The organism is Arenibacter palladensis, from assembly GCF_900129275.1.
In the GTDB taxonomy this organism is placed as follows: Bacteria; Bacteroidota; Bacteroidia; order Flavobacteriales; family Flavobacteriaceae; genus Arenibacter; species Arenibacter palladensis.
In genome coordinates this window covers 137342-155373 of record NZ_FQUX01000011.1, presented here as the reverse complement: position 1 = coordinate 155373, position 18032 = coordinate 137342, and the positions used below count along the sequence as shown (strand labels likewise).

Here is an 18032-nt window from a genome sequence, read left to right as displayed (position 1 = left end):
CCTAATTTTATACATAACAAAAAACCTGTGAAGTTAAATTCACAGGTCTAATATATATTCTTTAAAAACCGTCAACCTATTTTAGGACGACTCAATGAAGCAAAAAAAAAGCCCCTTTAAAAAGGGGCTTTTCCGATTATGCTATTTTATTACGCTTACGATCATTTTCCGTTAAATGTATCTTTCTAAGACGTAGGTGTTTGGGAGTAACCTCCACATATTCATCTTTTTGGATATATTCCAATGCCTCTTCCAAAGAAAACTTAATGGCCGGAACTATCTTGGCTTTGTCATCCGCCCCTGAAGAACGAACGTTCGACAATTTTTTGGTTTTGGTGATGTTAACCGTCATGTCGTCACCTCTGGAGTTTTCCCCGATTACCTGACCCTCGTAAATATCCTCTCCCGGATCAACAAAAAACTTACCTCTATCCTGTAATTTATCAATGGAGTAAGGAATAGACTTTCCTGTTTCCATAGAGACCAAAGAACCATTTTGTCTTTGAGGAATATCCCCTTTCATAGGTTGGTATTCCAAAAAGCGGTGTGCCATAATGGCCTCACCAGCAGTAGCCGTTAACAATTGGTTTCTTAGACCTATAATACCCCTTGAAGGGATTAAGAATTCGCATATCATACGATTTCCTTTAGCTTCCATACTGGTCATTTCCCCTTTACGGATAGATACCATTTCCACTGCCCTACCAGAAACTTCTTCAGGTAAGTCTATGGTCAATTGCTCTATTGGCTCACATTTGACCCCATCAATCTCCTTGATGATTACCTGTGGCTGACCAATTTGCAATTCATAACCTTCCCTTCTCATGGTTTCTATTAAAACCGAAAGATGCAGTACCCCACGGCCAAAAACCAAAAACTTATCGGCACTGTCCGTATCATTTACCCTTAGGGCCAAATTCTTTTCCAACTCCCTTTTTAATCGGTCATTGATATGTCTTGACGTTACAAATTTACCATCCTTTCCAAAAAATGGACTATCGTTGATGGTAAACAGCATACTCATGGTAGGCTCATCAATTGCAATAGTTTTTAATTGTTCGGGATTTTCAATATCGGCAACGGTATCACCAATTTCAAAACCTTCAATACCTACCAAGGCACAAATGTCTCCGGTAGCTACCTCTGGAACCTTTAATCGGCCCATTCCTTCGAAGGTATATAGTTCCTTAATTTTAGATTTTACTATGGTTCCATTTCTTTTTATCAAAGAAACTTGCTGATTTTCCTTCAAAGTACCCCTTTGCAACCTTCCAATGGCGATCCTTCCGGTAAAGGAAGAATAATCCAATGAAGTTATCAACATCTGTGTATTTCCTTCTTTGGCCTCAAAAGTTGGGATATGCTCAATTACCATATCCAATAGCGGCTCAATGTTCTCAGTTTGGTTTTTCCAATCATCGCTCATCCAGTTGTTCTTTGCAGAACCGTAAACGGTTGGGAAATCCAACTGCCATTCTTCGGCACCCAGTTCGAACATAAGATCAAAAACCTTCTCATGAACTTCCTCTGGAGTACAGTTTTCCTTATCTACCTTATTGATAACCACGCAAGGCTTAAGACCTAAATCGATTGCCTTTTGAAGTACAAAACGGGTTTGTGGCATAGGACCTTCAAAGGCATCTACCAACAAAAGCACCCCATCCGCCATATTTAGAACACGCTCTACTTCACCACCAAAATCGGCGTGACCAGGGGTATCTATAATATTGATCTTGGTATCCTTATAAACTACGGAAACGTTCTTAGAGGTAATAGTAATACCCCTTTCACGCTCCAAGTCGTTGTTGTCCAAAATTAGGTCACCAGTATTCTGATTTTCCCTAAATAGTTGACAGTGATACATTATTTTATCTACCAAGGTGGTCTTACCGTGGTCAACGTGGGCTATAATAGCTATGTTTTTTGTAACTCCCATAATATGATTTTAAACGCATCTAAGCACCCTAAATGCGGGCGCAAAGATACTCATTTTTTTTACGCCAACTACAAAAGCCCAATTTTTCTTATCTTATTGATATTGAAGTAGTTTTACAAAGCTTGGGATAATACTCCTTAAATGCGGAAAAGTAGTATTACCCCTCCTAATTGAAACCCTATTTTGTTCCATATTGATTTACTGCTCATCTGCAGAAGGACCATAGGTGGCAGGAACCGACTCGTTCAACAACCGAAGGCATACACCCAATTGGGCTCTATGATGCGGAAATTGATTTAATACCATCCCCCTTAGCACCTGATACTTGGGCATTTCCATCACAGTCTGTCCTCCTTGAATCATTTTCCATTTCCTATCATATTCACTGTTGGCTACTTTTAGAGAATCTGCGGCTTCTTTTGCAGCCGATTTCAGGGTTTTAATCATTTCGTCCACATTGTCATTAATTGGAGGTTTGTATTCATCCATTATCATCTCATCTTGAGACATAGTACCTAACACCCAACTAGGCAATTCGGCCAAATGACTTCCCAATTGCTTAATGGACATGGATTTAGGATGTGGGCGCCAGTCCAATTTATCTTTAGGAATACGTCTTAAAAACTTTTCTGTAAGGACTACTTCGTGTTCCAATTCCGGAATAAGTAAATTTTGAATTTCCATGATGTCTTGTTTTTTGATTAACCCTTTAATTTACAACAATTATCCCACTATGTTGCCATCCGAGTAACTCGATAACCCAGAATTATCACAATTTTAACCTACCTCCAAAACACTTTAAGAATGGTCAATGAATAATTTGCTGCCTTCAAATTCCTATCTTTGCCCCAAAATTAAGATCGATGAATCTAGAACTCATACCTCAACTAAAACACACCAAAAGCAACAACTTTTTTCTACTTTGTGGCCCCTGTGCCATTGAAGGGGAAGAAATGGCTATGCGCATAGCGGAAAAGGTAGTTTCCATTACCGATAAACTCAATATTCCTTACGTTTTTAAGGGAAGTTTTAAAAAGGCCAACCGCAGTAGGGTTGATTCCTTTACGGGCATAGGCGATGAAAAGGCCTTGAAAATATTAAAAAAAGTCTCCGAAACCTTTAATGTTCCCACCATAACGGACATACATGAAATATCTGATGCGCATATGGCAGCTGAATATGTAGATGTATTGCAGATTCCTGCTTTTTTGGTGCGTCAGACCGATCTGGTAGTGGCAGCGGCGGAGACTGGAAAAGTGGTCAATTTAAAAAAGGGGCAATTTATGAGTCCTGAGAGTATGAAGCATGCGGTACAAAAAGTCTTGGATTCCAACAATGAACAGGTTATGGTCACCGACAGGGGCACCATGTTTGGTTACCAGGATATGATCGTGGATTTCCGTGGCATCCCAACTATGAAGCAGTATGCACATGTAGTCTTGGACGTAACCCATTCCCTGCAGCAACCCAATCAGTCTTCAGGGGTAACCGGGGGAAGACCGGATATGATAGAGACCATTGCCCGTGCCGGAATTGTTACAGGGGCCGATGGAATTTTTATGGAGACCCATTTTGACCCTGCCAATGCCAAAAGTGACGGTGCCAATATGCTGCATTTGGATCATCTTGAAAAATTACTGACCAATTTAGTGGCCATACGCAAGACTGTAAATTCCTTATAATTCACATTTAACACCCAAAAGCGTTAAACATATATTATTGAATGCCGCACAGGTCTGTGCGGCATTTTTTTATAACCACAAATAGTTAGCCTATTACTGGTATTACAAAAACAAAATCCTATTTTTACCCTTTAATTTTAGACCATATTACAAGTTACATGAAGCCCACATTTTTAACAATCGCTTTTGCAGGATTATTTATACTAATAACAAGTTGTAAGCAAGATGCCAAGGATTTGGCCCCAAAGAAACCTAATATAGTATTCATAATGTCCGATGACCATGCTTATCAGGCCATTAGTGCCTATGATGACAAGCTCATTAGGACCCCCAATATAGACAGGATTGCCAAGGAAGGTATGCTCTTTACCAATGCAAGTGTTACCAATTCCATTTGTGCCCCATCACGTGCTGTTATCCTGACAGGAAAACACAGCCACATTAACGGTAAAATAGATAACATTTCCCCTTTTGATACTACCAATGTTACCTTTCCGCAATTGTTGCAAAAGGCAGGCTACCAGACCGCAATGTTCGGGAAACTGCATTTTGGCAACAACCCCAAGGGTTTCGATGAATTTAAAATACTGCCAGGACAGGGAGATTATTACAACCCCCGCTTTATTACAGCAACCGGGGACACCATTGTTACAGGTTATGTTACCGATATTACCACGGACCTCACCTTGGATTGGCTACAAAACCGTAGGGATGCCGAAAAACCCTTTATGTTGATGTATTTGCATAAGGCGCCACACAGGTCCTGGATGCCAGCACCAAGGCATTACAAAGAATTTACAAAAAACACCTACCCCTTACCAGCTACTTTGTTCGACGATTATGCCACGCGTGAAACTACGGCCGGTCCTGCAGAGATGAACATCCTTAAACATATGACGCTACGTTATGACCTTAAAATAACGGATGAAGTACTGGAAGAATTAAATATTGAGGAACATTTGGGCATAGGAGGCCTAAATAAATTTAATCCAGAACAGAGAGCTGAATGGGACAAAGTATACGGGCCCATTAACGAAGCCTTTAAAAAAGAATACGGCAATATGAACGATTCTACCCTAATGGTTTGGAAATACCAACGGTATATGCAGGATTATTTGGGAACTATTGCTGCGGTTGATGAAAATGTAGGAAGGGTGTTGGATTATTTGGATAATGAAGGACTTACCCAAAACACTATAGTGATATATACCTCCGATCAAGGCTTTTACTTAGGGGAGCATGGCTGGTTCGACAAAAGGTTTATGTACAATGAATCTTTTAAAACGCCACTACTTATAAAATGGCCAAATGTAATAACTCCAGGAACTACAGAGGATGAAATGGTTCAGAACTTGGATTTTGCCCAGACCTTTTTGGAAGTTGCCGGGGTAACAGCTCCTGAAGATATGCAAGGAAAAAGCCTAGTACCATTACTAAAAGGGGAAAAGGAAAAATGGGATAGGGACGCCGTTTATTACCACTATTACGAATATCCAGCGGAACATGCTGTAAAACGTCACTATGGTATTGCCACCAAGGAGTTTAAATTAATACACTTTTATTACGATGTAGATGTATGGGAACTCTATGATCGCGCAAAAGACCCGCAGGAACTAAACAATGTATTTAACGATCCAGATTATGCCCAAGTAGTATCCGAATTGAAGGATAAACTTAATGGACTAAGGAAAAAATACAAGGATTCCGATTCACTGAGCAATCAGTACATTCAACTGTATAAGGACAAGGGGTTGATAGAGGAGTAAACAGTGGTCAGTGGTCAGTGGTCAGTTAAATTTGACAAAATGAGGGGGAATTCGCGTAAATATCATACAACCAATTGTTATTTTTTTTGGTTGATTTTATTTCCAAAATTTTCTATCCTTAACGCTATAGGCATCCGCCAGGATTTCCTTTAGAACGGTAGTATCAATGTCTTCCAAGGATTTGTAACGAAGGGATTTCATCATTTTTCGCCCTTCTGTGTTCATATGCTCCAAATGCACAGTTAAATGGGCCGCGTTCCAAAACCCCAGATCCACATAATCCTTGCTTTGGTTTAAATAGCAGTAAGGCTTGCCGTTGATGTAGTAAAAAGGGATCTTATATTTAAATTTTAACTCCACACCTGGAATGGTACCTTCAATGAACGCTTGGAGGTACAATAGAATGCCCCTATATGGCTCTGACTGATTAAGGATATATTCTTCTGCTGGATTCATGATAGACTTAATTTACCTTTTCTTAACCAAATGAACATATTTTTCTTTATTTTCAAGGTATCCGATCCATTATTTTTGAAAAAAACAACCAAAATGAAAAATACCATTGGAACCTTGGCGTTGCTATTCACTTTCCTAGGCTTAAGCGCCCAAACCCATTCACATTCCGGGGCACAGCCGCTGTCCTACCCCAACATAGATGGATACGTTACCTTGAAAACCGATTTACACATGCACAGTGTATTTTCCGATGGCAAGGTTTGGCCAACAATAAGAGTGGAGGAAGCACTGCGGGAAAACTTGGATGCCATATCCCTTACAGAACATTTGGAATACCAGCCCCATAAAGAGGATATACCACATCCGGATCGTAATCGGGCCTACCATTTGGCCATGGAGGAAGCCAAGGAACACGATCTTTTAATAATCCCAGGTTCTGAAATAACACGTTCTGCTCCTGTTGGACATAACAATGCCATTTTTATTACCGATGCCAATGAATTATTGCATGAAGATGCCAAGGATGCCTTTAGCACGGCAAAGAAGCAAAATGCCTTTGTATTTTGGAACCATCCCGCTTGGTATGCCCAAAGTCCGGCCGGAACCCCTATCCTCAGTGATTTCCAAAAAGAGCGCATTAAAAAAGGTGAATTGCACGGTATTGAAGTCATTAATACTGTGGATTATTCCGAAGAATCACTTGCCCTGGCCCTTGAAAACAATTTAACCATTATGGGAACCAGTGACATTCACGGATTAATAGATTGGAGCTATACCCAAAAAGGAAACCATAGGCCCATTACCTTGGTATTTGCCAAAGAAAAGAGCATTGAAGGATTAAAGGAGGCACTTTTTGCAGGTAGAACGGTTGCCGTTTATAACGAACTATTGGTTGGAAAAGCCGAATACCTAAAACCATTATTGCAGACCAGTATTGAAATTGTGAAAGCAGAATATATTGGAAAAACACAGGTTTTGGAAGTGGAACTCAAGAACATATCAAGTAGCGATCTATTGTTTGAGAATGCAATGGGCTACACCTTTTACGACAGCTCTCCCGTATTTGGGATTTCTGCCGGAGATACGAAAATCTTAAAAATCAAAACCTTGGAAAAGCTGAATACCTTAGTACTAAAACTTGAGGCCTTAGGGGCTTACACTGCTCCAAAAATACATCCAATGATAGAGTGGACTATTAAAGTGGAATAAATAACGGTCCCATTTAATCCACAAATGGTTTAATTACCGATTTTAATAGCTTACTGCATGTTCACTGATTACTGTTCACTACCCTTTCGCCGTCCACATAATCCTGCAAATAGGCGAATCTTTTGGTAAGCTTTCCGTTCTTAGTCATTCTTGCGCGTTCCAAAACTCCGTCCGCATCCCCGTTAAAAAATGCAGGGATCACATATTTTACAAAAGCGTCGCCAAAACCTATACTGGCATCCCTAGGCAACTCGCAAGGCAAATTATCAACGGCCATAACGGCAATGGCATGGGGGTCCTTAAAATCCACTTCCGTTTCGGTGAGGGGGTCATAGCCATAAATGGGATCTGCTATGGTACTGGGCCTAATTGTAGAGGCCACGGGCCCATCTATATCGCAACTAACATCTGCCACGACCTTTAAATTAAATTGTGGATGCTTGGCATCTTCCCGTGTAAAAAGGTAAGGTGCACCGTCTCCGTAAAAATGACCCGCAATATAAAAATCGGTCACTTTGGCAAAACGAAAGAAGTTGGACTTGTATTCCTCGGGATGGGCAAAAAAATCGGCCTTATTACCTCTTACCCCATCTTTGCGCTTATTGTATTCCGAAGCATCAATCTGGCAATATACCGGTTCTTCAAATGTTTTATTCAGATAATCGGTCACTCCTACTTTTTTGATTTCCATGGCATCCAGCATTTCTTTGGCGCCATTGCCTACCCTTCCCCGACCCGTAAGGAGAATTTTAATATTTGGCAATTTCACCCTTCTGAGTTCCGAAATCAATGCCTGCTGGTCCGCCAAAGTCTCCGCTTTTGGCAACTGAAACAAACCGAATTTAAGTCCGTACGCCCTTAAACCATTATAGGCCCCTACAATTCCCGCATACCTCCCAAATGCCACCAAACGCTGTCCTTTAGTACCTGTGATGACTTCATGATCGTACAATTCAATATTCTTTTCCAATATCGCCCTAAGTAAATTTCTATTATAGGGCTGCTTTTTAATAGTATGGGAAAAGAAGAAATATTTTTTATTGGGAATCAAATCCGCTATAGGTACTTCCTTTACCCCGATCAGTACATCGCATTTTTCCATTTCCGACTTTACTGGAAAGCCTTTTTCCCCATATTCCAGATCCGAAAAAACCCGTATCGGGGAAGGTTCGACCACAATTTCCGCTTCCGGGAATTTGTCGAGTATTTTTGTGCAGGCATCCGGTGTTAGGACCACTCTACGATCGGGTGGATTTTTTCGTTCCCTTATAATCCCAAATTTCATAAATATAATTTTATAACTATATGCGCTAATAAAGTTATAAATATAACACATGACAAGTTGACTAGCAAAACTTTTTTTGGAATAGTTTTTGGAGTACCTTTGGCGACCGCGTTAGGGATAGAGGCGGCATCTTTTTTTGATTTTTCCCTGTACTTTGCAGTGCGGGAACGAAATCAAAAAAAAATATAGCCGATAGCCCGACCTTTTTTTGACACCTACAAGGTTTTGAAAACCTTGCAGGAGAAAAAAAAGGGAACGCCCAAGAAAAGATTACATAGTTCATTGAAAAAAAAGATGAGAGAATATTTCTGCGGATAGCGGAATCAAACCTGGCTTTATCCTAGGATTAGGCAGGTTTGATAAAAGATCCCGCCGGTGGCGGGATTCAACCTGCCTGCCGGCAGGCAGGTTCGATAACGGCATGCACAGCATGCCTATCTCATTGAAGGGGCCGACTGGTTTTGACAGCGAGACCAATTGGAATGTAAGCATGCCGAGCGCTGGGCTACAGCTCGTTAATCTCATTTTCCACACTTTTTAATTGGCGAAAATAATTACGCTCTTGCCGCTTAATCCGAATCATAGTAGGATTTAGCCTCGTCCCTACAAGGTAGGGAAGCGAGATGTTTCTGGGAAGCCCTTGTTGACGGCGTCCCTTTCAGAAGCACCATCAAAGTCAACACAAGGGTAGTGAAGCTTCGGCACTATCACCAAAACTTAAGAAGATAAGTGTGTATTAGGCTGTTTCTAGTCAGGTGCACATCGAAAATCAATTAGGAACTAAGCATGTAGAAGGCATTGTAATTGCTTGTTTGGACGAGGGTTCGAATCCCTCCGGCTCCACGACACTCAAAAATACGCAGCAGACTAAAGGCATGAGAAAATGCCAAGCTGGCTTGAGTATTTTTGAACACGTTAGGATGCCCATTGTGATAACAATGGGTATTTTTATTTGCAACATTGCGAGAATTAGGGATATGTAATCCTCCGGCTCCACGATCACCCACAACTACGTTGTGGATTATAATAACATAACCCAACAAGTTTACTTGATTGGGTTTTGTTGTTTTTGGGCAACTGTCTTGAAAAGTCAGGCAGTTGTACTTGCAGTACAGAAACCATTAGGGAAAACCGAAGGTAATCCCTATGAAAAAATTAGTTACCCTCTAGGATTCAATGGCCAGCGCGCCAGCTCGCTCCATCACCAAAATATACACTCTAACTATTTCCGTGAGCTGCACCGATTCATTTTCATAAATCGGAAAACTAGAAATAATGGTATCTTCGGAACAACAATAATCGAATATGTCGAACGTCAAATCTTGGATACGAACCCTTGTTGAGCTTTTGGAAGTCTTTTTTAACAGCTCGCAACAAAGCAAACGAGGCAGAACTTGGCACCACCATGTGGTTCCCTATGAGGAAGGTTGGGCTGTACGTCGCGAAGGCAACCAACGTATAACCAGTAAACATCGAAAACAGAGCACGGCCATACGCAAGGCCAAAAGTTTAGCTAGAAAACACAAGGCCGATGTCATTATTCATCGAGAGAGTGGCGGTATACGAGACCGGATAAGCTATGATGATTAAGAATTAAATTCCATGTAGGAAGCCATTGGAATTTTAAAAGAAGAACTATCAGGGTTAAAAACAAGAGAAAATTTTTACATACCCTTATTAAAATTTAACATTTTAAAAATTAAAATGTTTACAAAAAGTCGGTTGGCCATTTATATAAAATCATCAGCCGATTCCCTGAAAATTTATATGATTTTTAAAATTCTTGGCCCAAAATAGCATATCCCCAATTCTCGGATTTTTATTTGCCATGAGGTTGAATTAAAAGGTTGACTTTGTCTCCGGAACATTGAATTTTGTTCGATTCTTATTCAAAAAACCCACCAATAAATCCTTATATTGGATTCCCATAAAGGGATTTCTAAGGCAAAATATCGCCCTTACCCATTTTCAAACTTTATAGGGAACCTAAAACTTAATTAATATTGAAACCACTTTACAATTGCTATATCCTTCTCTTGGTCCTAATGGCTTCATGCCAACAAGGCAAAAATGAAAAATCAACAAAAGAACTGCCTAAAATTGCCATTGCAGGTCTGGGAATAGAAAGCAGTACCTTTTCACCTGCCTTAACCCATGAAGAAGCCTTTCACGCCAAAATAGGTGACTCTATTTTTGCCAAGTACCCGTTTCTTCAGATAGATTCTTTAAATAGGCATAGGGCACAATGGGTACCTACCTTGGTCGGAAAATCATTGCCAGGCGGAACAGTAACCCGTGAAGCATACGAATCCTTGGTAACCAAAACCTTAAAATTATTAAAGGAAGATGGTCCCTATGACGGACTTTTCTTTGATATACACGGTGCCATGAGTGTCGTTGGATTGGACGACCCTGAAGGTGACTTTATAGAAAGAATTAGAGGCGTGATAGGAACCCAGGTGCTTATATCCACCTCTATGGACCTCCATGGAAACGTGTCCGAAAAATTGGCAAAAAATACCGATTTGATAACCTGTTATAGAATGGCGCCCCACGAGGATGCCATCCAATCCAAAAAAAGGGCGGTCACCAATCTTCTGGAACGACTTGAAAACGGCAAAGGAAAGCCTCAATACAAGGCTTGGATCCCTGTACCCATATTATTACCAGGCGAGAAAACCAGTACCCGAATTGAACCGGGCAAAAGTTTATATGCACAAGTTCCCGATGTAGCCAATGAAGAAGGTATTATAGACGCGGCCATTTGGATTGGATATGCCTGGGCAGATGAACCGCGCAACCATGCCGTAGTCATGGTTACCGGCGATGATAAGGAAAAAGTTGAAAAAGGTGCCGAAACATTGGCGCAAAGCTTTTGGGATGTGCGGAAACAATTCGAATTTGTTGCCCCAACTACAACATTGGAAGAAAGTTTAAAAATGGCACTGTCCAGCGAAAAACATCCATTTATGATCAGTGATATGGGAGACAACCCAACTGCTGGCGGTGCAGGAGACGTTACGTGGACATTGCAACAATTGTTGGCCAGACCGGAATTTAAATCGGACAAAGGTCCTTCCTTGATTTATGCCTCTATTCCTGGACCGGAATTTATTGAAAAAGCCATTCAAATAGGTGTAGGTGGAACAATTAAGGCCATGGCCGGTGCAGCCGTTGATGACCGATTTGCAGGTCCTTTGGAACTGGAAGGAACCATTGAAGCTATCAAGGCCGGTGATGTGAACGCAGAAGTGGAGGTCGTTGTTAAAATTGGAAGTATACAGGTAATCGTTACCAAAAAAAGAAAGCCGTACCATTATTTAAGCGACTTCACCAATTTAGGATTGAATCCTAAAGAAACGGATATCATTGTTGTCAAGATAGGTTACTTGGTACCGGAACTGTACGATATGCGCGGCGATTGGGTTATGGCATTGACCCCGGGCGGTGTAGATCAAGACCTTAATAGATTGGGTTATAAACGTATCAAAAGACCCATGTTTCCATTGGACAGTACTATGGCCCAACCGGATTTGAAAGCCCATTTTATTCCGGCTTCCAATTCAACCGAATAATTATAGATAAGCTTATTAAAAAGGGTTATTACAGGTTACATTTAATACCCTCATTCGTTTATCATCTGAACCTAGTATGTTCCGACAACTAACAGTTTATCCAAATTATTGTTAAAGCAAACGCAGCAAAAAAATCATTACAAACGCAATTGGTATTGGCAAAACCCAGACCCATTTCCTTAAGATATTATTAACAATTAAGATTTTGTTAATACAGTAATACGGCTAAAAAAAGTATTTTAGGGAAAACCTAAATATAACCCTACCATTGCAGACTAAAAGTACTTTCCTAAGATTAAAAACGCAATTCAAACTAATAGGTATTCAAAAGACCTTTGCATTTTGTTTTTTGATCCTCGTATTACTCTTCTTTGGCTGTTCCCCCAAATTTTCAAATGTAGCGTTACCCATAGATGGCTTAGAGGAATTCTCTTATAGTGGCTCAAGTGTTTTGGAAGACAAATGGTGGACCGCCTTCAACGATGAACAACTTAATATTCTTATCGATTCCGCATTACAGTCCAACATGAATCTAGCGGCTACTTGGCAACAATTTTTGGCAGCAAAGGCCATTGTAGCACGTGAAGGTGCCGATAAATGGCCACAAATTGGAGCTAGCGCACAGTCTGCAATTAATTTACCGGAACCCGATTTTGTGGGCGGGGAAAATACACAATTGGGTCTGTCGGCCAATTACGAACTGGATTTATGGGGCAGGATAAGAACTGCGGTACAGGCAGAAAAATTCAGGTCGGAAGCTAGCCTTTATGATTACCGAACCGCCGCAATATCCCTTTCCGCAGAAATTGCAACAATTTGGTACCAACTAATTGCGGCTAAAAAACAACTGCAAATTACCTTGGACCAAATTTCTACCAATGAGGATATTATTAAACTTATAAGAACGAGGTTTGTGGGAGGTCAGATTAGGGCAGTGGATATTCTGAGACAGGCCCAACTACTGGAAAGTACCAAGGAGCAACAGATAATTTTTGAAACCAATGTAGCCCTTTTGGAAAATCAATTGGCGGTTCTTTTGGGCAAACAACCACAAAGTAATGTTGCTTTTGAGACCAAGGATCTACCAACACTGCCAGACTTACCTGAGATTGGTATTCCCTTGGAACTTATTAGACGCAGACCGGACATACAACAATCCTACGCCATATTACTCGCTGCGGATAGGGATATGGCGTCTGCTGTGCGCAGTAAATACCCAAGAATATCGGTAAGTGCCAGAGGACAACTACGTTCCAACAGCTTTCAAAATCTTTTTGACAATTGGGCCTATACCTTAGCCGGAAACATATTGGCTCCCCTTTTCTATGGCGGACAGCTAAGTGCTGAAGTGGACAGGACCCAGGCCGTTAAACAACAACGCCTTTTGGAATATGGTCAGACCACTTTGGAAGCATTTCAAGAAGTGGAGAATGGCCTTATACAGGAATTAAAGCAAAAACAAAGGGTAGAAAATATAGCCAGACAGTTGGAATTGGCACAAAAAAGCAACAGACAATTACGGGTAGAGTTCCTCAATGGATTCAGCCCCTATTTGGATGTACTTATAGGTTTGGACGCCGAGCAACAACTCCGCAGGGATTATGTAGTGTCCCAACGGCAACTAATTCTCATAAGAATTGCATTGTACAGGGCATTGGCGGGTGGATTTGAAACAGAGAGAGAAATAGACAATCAATAGAAATTTAACTATATGAGCAATAAAAAAATACTGTGGATATGTTTAGCTATTCTAATTGCAGGGATTGCAATCACCACCCTAATATTTTCTACGGAACCAGAGGCAAAGACCGAAGGGGCAAGTATAGAAACGGCCATGTTGGTGGATGTGATTACTGTAAAGGGAGGCTCCTTTGAACCTACCATAGCAGCTACAGGGACAGTGCAACCCGTGGAGGATATTACCTTGAGTCCGTTGGTATCAGGTCAGATAATACGTAGGGATCCTGCTTTTACTCCAGGAGGTTTTGTAAAAAAGAATCAACCCCTGTTACAGATAGACCCTTCTGATTATAAAAATACCCTGGAACTTAGAAAGAGCGAACTCCTGCAATCCAAGACTACCTTGGATACCGAAATGGGCCGACAGCAAATAGCGGAACAAGATTTAAAGCTTATAACCAACGATTCCCTTTTTAAAGATAATCCTCTGTCCGTGGAAGAACGACAATTGGTATTACGGCAACCCCAACTTAATGCCGTTAAGGCTACCATTGTGGGCGCCAAAGCTTCTGTGGATCAGGCACAATTAAACTTGGAAAGAACTACTATCCGCGCTCCCTTTGATGCACATATTCTTAGCCAGAACGTCACCACAGGTTCCCAAGTAGGCCCCGGGGACGATTTAGGCAGACTAGTTGGTACGGACTATTACTGGGTTACTGCAACCGTACCGGTCTCCAAACTTCAATGGCTGCGCTTTCCTGAAAATGATAAAGACAGGGGTTCTACCGTACTTATAAAAAATTCTACGGCCTGGCCAGGTGGGCAGTATCGTGAAGGGTATCTGGACAAACAAATTGGAGCCTTGGACGGGCAGACCCGCCTAGCAAGAGTGTTGATAAAAGTGGCAGATCCATTGGCCAAAAATACCGATTTGGAGGGGAGGCCAAAATTAATGATAGGCACCTTTGTTGAAGTGGAGATGCAGGCCAATAAATTGGACGATATAGTACGTCTGAACAGGGATTATATTAGAAGTAACGAAACGGTTTGGGTGATGAAGGACGACAAATTGGAAATTCGCGAAGTCGATATCGCACTTACGGATAATGAGTACGCCTATATTAGAGAAGGCTTAAAAGAAGGAGAACATGTAGTTATCACAGATTTAAGTACGGTTAGCAATGGAATTGGACTAAGAACAAGGGCTGAAGGCTCTGAAAAAGAACCGACGCAATAGTTAGACCATGGTAGAAAAGGAAAAGACAGAAAATAAAATTCCAAGGAAAGAAGGTGCCATTGCCTATATGGCCAAGAACTCCATTGCCACCAACCTACTTATGTTGGTACTCCTCGGTGGTGGAATTTTTACCATGTTCAAAATACAAAAAGAAGTATTTCCAGAATTTCAGTTAGATTTTGTTGAAGTCTCGGTAGCTTACCCAGGTGCCTCCCCGGCAGAGGTAGAGCAAGGTATCCTGCAGCCCGTAGAGGAAGCCGTTAGGGCTGTACAGGGAATAAAGGAAATTGCTTCCGAAGCCAATGAGGGTTCGGGACAGATCCTTATAGAACTTGTTGCAGGATCGGAACGAATGAAGGCCTTCCAAGATATTGATCAGGCCATTAATCGTATACGTACCTTTCCAGATGATATTGAACAGCCCATTGTAAGCCTGCAGTCCCGTCAACGGGATGTACTTCAAATTGGATTATATGGCAAGGCTGATATTTGGACCCTCCGCCAATTAGCAGAACGTCTACGTAATATCCTTCTCAGCAATCCCAAGATTACACAGGTGGAACTGGGAAATGTCCCGGATTATGAAACCCGGATCGAGATACCCCGCCACAACCTACAAAAATACAACCTGACCCTTGGACAGGTAGCGGACATTATTGAACAAAGTAGCAATGACGTACCTGCCGGAGCGGTACAAACCCAAAGCGGGGAAATATTACTGCGCATGCAGGAGAGGAAACAATGGGCCAAGGAATATGGAAATATCACTATAATCTCTTCCGACTCTGGGGCCAAGGTGACTTTGGAGGATATTGCCACCATCACCGATGGTTTTGAGGAAACCGGATTTCACGGACAGTTCAATCAAGAAAACTATGTGGAACTTCGCATTTTCCGAATTGGGAATCAGTCCCCTCTGGAGATTGCCGATGCCGTGGAAGGCATCATGGAAGACTTCCAGCTTCCTCCGGGGATCAAATATCGCACGGATAGCAATCGCGCAGCGGATTATCGGGAACGCTTATCGCTTCTGACTGAAAATGGGGTTCTCGCCATTATAATTGTGCTGATTATACTTACCCTATTTTTGGAGTATCGTCTAGCTTTCTGGGTAATGATGGGCATGACGGTTTCCTTTGTGGGAGGAATGATATTCCTGCCCCTCATCGGTATCAGCGTAAACATGATTTCCATGTTCGGATTTTTGGTAGTGCTGGGAATTGTTGTGGATGATGCCATTGTAGTCGGGGAAAATGTGTACGAATACCGACAGAAAGGGTTAAGCCCCATCGAAGCCGCCATTGCGGGAACCAAAGATGTTTCCTTACCGGTAGTATTTAGCATTGTGACAACCATTATAGCCTTTGTACCCCTCTTATTTATGCCCGGTGAAACTGGGAAATTCTGGCAACCTTTGCCTGCAGTGGTGATTGTAATTTTAGGGGTTTCATTGTTGGAAGCACTATTTATTCTACCATCCCATTTGGCACATCTTAAAAAAGAAACCAATAAGAACAAATGGGTAAAAAAGCTTGAAGGATGGCAGCGTTCATTTGCCAATGGTTTTGACCGTTTTATAGAAAATCAATATCGCCCGTTGCTCGACAAGTGTTTACAATACCGATATATTACGCTTACTGCCGCTGTTGTTCTATTACTTATCGTTGGAGGCTATGGCTATAGTGGACATATGGGAATGATTATGATGCCCGAAGTTGCAGCCGACGAAATAGAAGCTGGGGTTCGCCTACCGGTTGGCACCACTCCGGATCAGGCGGCCAAAGTTGCACACGCCATCACCAAATCTACCCAGCGCATGTTTGATGAGCACAATCTTTACGAAGTAGCAGAGGGAATTAAGACGAACGTACGTGGACAGAATTTTATAGACGTTGAAATTGTGATGTTGCCTCCGGACCAACGGGATATTACAGCCGCCGAGATCATTGCCCTATGGCGTGATAATATAGGGGATATTGAAGGGGTGGACCAAATTACCTTTGAGGCCGAAAGAGGTCCTGGAGGTGCAAGGCAGGCCATTAGCATAGACCTCAGCCATTCGGATATCAATGTGCTGGAAAAAGCCAGTGGCGCATTTGTAGAAAGGATGAAGGCATTTTCCAATACGCGTGATGTTACGGACAACTACAACAAGGGAAAAATGCAGCTCGATTTTAAGATATTACCACAAGGTAGAAGCCTTGGGCTTACTTCTGACGAGGTAGGCCGACAGGTGCGCGATGGTTTTTTTGGAGCCTTGGCAATGAGGCAGCTGCGGGGAATGAACGAAATTGAGGTACGGGTAAAACTGCCGATTGAAGAGCGTAAGGATATCAAAAATTTGGAAGATTTCCTGATACGTACACCCAGCGGATTGGAGGTCCCCTTAATGGATGTGGTGAAGGTGGAACAAAGGGAAGCCTTTAGCAGTATCAATCGTAGGGATGGCCGTAGAATAGTCAATGTTGGCATGGACGTTGAACCGGCCAATGCCGTAACCAGGGTCATTAATATGGTACAAGAAGAAACACTGCCACAATTGCGAGCTGATTTCCCTGGGATTACATGGAGCTTTGAAGGGAGCCAGGCAGATATGAGGGAAAGTACCAACACCCTTAGGTCCGGTTTCGCAATTGCCATGGGTCTGATTTACGTATTGCTGGCCATAGCCTTTAACAACTATGCACAGCCCTTGATCGTCATGACCGCCATTCCATTTGGTATAGTAGGTGCCGTTATAGGGCATATCTTACTTGGCTACGACCTCTCATTGGTAAGTTTAATGGGGGTCATAGCGTTATCTGGAGTGGTAGTCAATGATTCCCTGATTATGATAGACTATGCCAATAAACGGCGTAAGGAAGGAAATCCCATTTACACTTCCATTCACGAAGCCGGCCTTAGAAGGTTCAGGCCCATTATGCTAACAACCATGACCACTTTTGGGGGTTTGGCCCCTATTATTCTTGAAACTTCGAGTCAGGCATATTATTTAATTCCTATGGCGATTTCCCTAGGATTTGGAATTGTATTTGCTACTACGATCATTTTGGTCATTGTACCCTGTTTATATTTAACCCTCGAGGATATACGGCTGATCATTGAAAAAGGTAGAACGGTAAAGCAAGTGGACGTCTCCAAGACCAAAGTTCCGGAAAACAACGTCCTAGTGGATAAATGAAATAGCCGCAAACCATGCCTGA

Annotated in this window: 12 protein-coding genes and 1 other RNA gene; 9 read left to right on the top strand and 4 right to left on the bottom strand. The window is 41.9% G+C overall.

All coding sequences use genetic code 11. The features are described from left to right. Positions 1-136: 136 nt before the first annotated feature. Together typA and BUA60_RS21115 are read right to left on the bottom strand one after the other, a co-directional pair. On the bottom strand, positions 137-1936 hold the full coding sequence (gene typA, locus BUA60_RS21120) for a translational GTPase TypA (protein ID WP_072865296.1): 1800 nt from the start codon (positions 1934-1936) through the stop codon (positions 137-139). A gap of 198 nt (positions 1937-2134) precedes the next feature. Continuing rightward, positions 2135-2620, bottom strand: coding sequence for a DinB family protein (locus BUA60_RS21115; RefSeq protein WP_072865295.1), 486 nt, complete (start codon positions 2618-2620; stop codon positions 2135-2137). A gap of 179 nt (positions 2621-2799) precedes the next feature. Between BUA60_RS21115 and kdsA the strand changes: the two genes are divergently transcribed. Together kdsA and BUA60_RS21105 are read left to right on the top strand one after the other, a co-directional pair. Further along, positions 2800-3618, top strand: coding sequence for a 3-deoxy-8-phosphooctulonate synthase (gene kdsA / locus BUA60_RS21110; RefSeq protein WP_072865293.1), 819 nt, complete (start codon positions 2800-2802; stop codon positions 3616-3618). A 158-nt stretch (positions 3619-3776) separates the two neighbouring features. Then, positions 3777-5384: a sulfatase family protein gene (locus tag BUA60_RS21105; RefSeq protein WP_072865291.1), complete on the top strand. Its 1608-nt coding sequence runs from the start codon at positions 3777-3779 to the stop codon at positions 5382-5384. 96 nt (positions 5385-5480) lie between these two features. Here BUA60_RS21105 and BUA60_RS21100 read toward each other — a convergent pair whose 3' ends face one another. Then, complete coding sequence (locus BUA60_RS21100) at positions 5481-5840, bottom strand: DUF1801 domain-containing protein (protein WP_072865289.1); 360 nt, start codon at positions 5838-5840, stop codon at positions 5481-5483. Positions 5841-5933: 93 nt separating this feature from the next. Between BUA60_RS21100 and BUA60_RS21095 the strand changes: the two genes are divergently transcribed. Continuing rightward, positions 5934-7049, top strand: coding sequence for an Sb-PDE family phosphodiesterase (locus tag BUA60_RS21095; RefSeq protein WP_072865325.1), 1116 nt, complete (start codon positions 5934-5936; stop codon positions 7047-7049). A gap of 61 nt (positions 7050-7110) precedes the next feature. Here the strand turns inward: BUA60_RS21095 and BUA60_RS21090 are convergent, their stop codons facing one another. Continuing rightward, on the bottom strand, positions 7111-8334 hold the full coding sequence (locus BUA60_RS21090) for an NAD(P)-dependent oxidoreductase (protein ID WP_072865287.1): 1224 nt from the start codon (positions 8332-8334) through the stop codon (positions 7111-7113). A gap of 447 nt (positions 8335-8781) precedes the next feature. Between BUA60_RS21090 and ssrA the strand changes: the two genes are divergently transcribed. From ssrA to BUA60_RS21060, 6 genes are all read left to right on the top strand, one after another. Next, positions 8782-9180, top strand: a transfer-messenger RNA (tmRNA) gene (gene ssrA, locus BUA60_RS21085). 459 nt (positions 9181-9639) lie between these two features. Continuing rightward, a complete protein-coding gene (locus BUA60_RS21080) occupies positions 9640-9924 on the top strand; it encodes a DUF2188 domain-containing protein (protein WP_084532718.1) in 285 nt (94 codons plus the stop codon). Positions 9925-10379: 455 nt separating this feature from the next. Further along, positions 10380-11909 carry a M81 family metallopeptidase gene (locus tag BUA60_RS21075; RefSeq protein ID WP_072865285.1) on the top strand — a complete coding sequence of 510 codons (1530 nt, stop codon included), beginning with the start codon at positions 10380-10382 and terminating at the stop codon, positions 11907-11909. Positions 11910-12258: 349 nt separating this feature from the next. Beyond that, positions 12259-13608, top strand: a complete 1350-nt coding sequence (locus BUA60_RS21070; RefSeq protein ID WP_245802599.1) for an efflux transporter outer membrane subunit — start codon at positions 12259-12261, stop codon at positions 13606-13608. Positions 13609-13620: 12 nt separating this feature from the next. Further along, positions 13621-14829 carry an efflux RND transporter periplasmic adaptor subunit gene (locus BUA60_RS21065; RefSeq protein ID WP_072865282.1) on the top strand — a complete coding sequence of 403 codons (1209 nt, stop codon included), beginning with the start codon at positions 13621-13623 and terminating at the stop codon, positions 14827-14829. Positions 14830-14836: 7 nt separating this feature from the next. Continuing rightward, on the top strand, positions 14837-18010 hold the full coding sequence (locus tag BUA60_RS21060) for an efflux RND transporter permease subunit (RefSeq protein ID WP_072865280.1): 3174 nt from the start codon (positions 14837-14839) through the stop codon (positions 18008-18010). Positions 18011-18032 lie beyond the last annotated feature (22 nt).

Bases quoted from the DNA above. Each gene is read 5' to 3' on its own strand.
- typA (WP_072865296.1), bottom strand. From the start codon at position 1,936: ATGGGAGTTACAAAAAACATAGCTATTATAGCCCACGTTGACCACGGT.
- BUA60_RS21115 (WP_072865295.1), bottom strand. From the start codon at position 2,620: ATGGAAATTCAAAATTTACTTATTCCGGAATTGGAACACGAAGTAGTC.
- kdsA (WP_072865293.1), top strand. From the start codon at position 2,800: ATGAATCTAGAACTCATACCTCAACTAAAACACACCAAAAGCAACAAC.
- BUA60_RS21105 (WP_072865291.1), top strand. From the start codon at position 3,777: ATGAAGCCCACATTTTTAACAATCGCTTTTGCAGGATTATTTATACTA.
- BUA60_RS21100 (WP_072865289.1), bottom strand. From the start codon at position 5,840: ATGAATCCAGCAGAAGAATATATCCTTAATCAGTCAGAGCCATATAGG.
- BUA60_RS21095 (WP_072865325.1), top strand. From the start codon at position 5,934: ATGAAAAATACCATTGGAACCTTGGCGTTGCTATTCACTTTCCTAGGC.
- BUA60_RS21090 (WP_072865287.1), bottom strand. From the start codon at position 8,334: ATGAAATTTGGGATTATAAGGGAACGAAAAAATCCACCCGATCGTAGA.
- BUA60_RS21080 (WP_084532718.1), top strand. From the start codon at position 9,640: ATGTCGAACGTCAAATCTTGGATACGAACCCTTGTTGAGCTTTTGGAA.
- BUA60_RS21075 (WP_072865285.1), top strand. From the start codon at position 10,380: ATGGCTTCATGCCAACAAGGCAAAAATGAAAAATCAACAAAAGAACTG.
- BUA60_RS21065 (WP_072865282.1), top strand. From the start codon at position 13,621: ATGAGCAATAAAAAAATACTGTGGATATGTTTAGCTATTCTAATTGCA.
- BUA60_RS21060 (WP_072865280.1), top strand. From the start codon at position 14,837: ATGGTAGAAAAGGAAAAGACAGAAAATAAAATTCCAAGGAAAGAAGGT.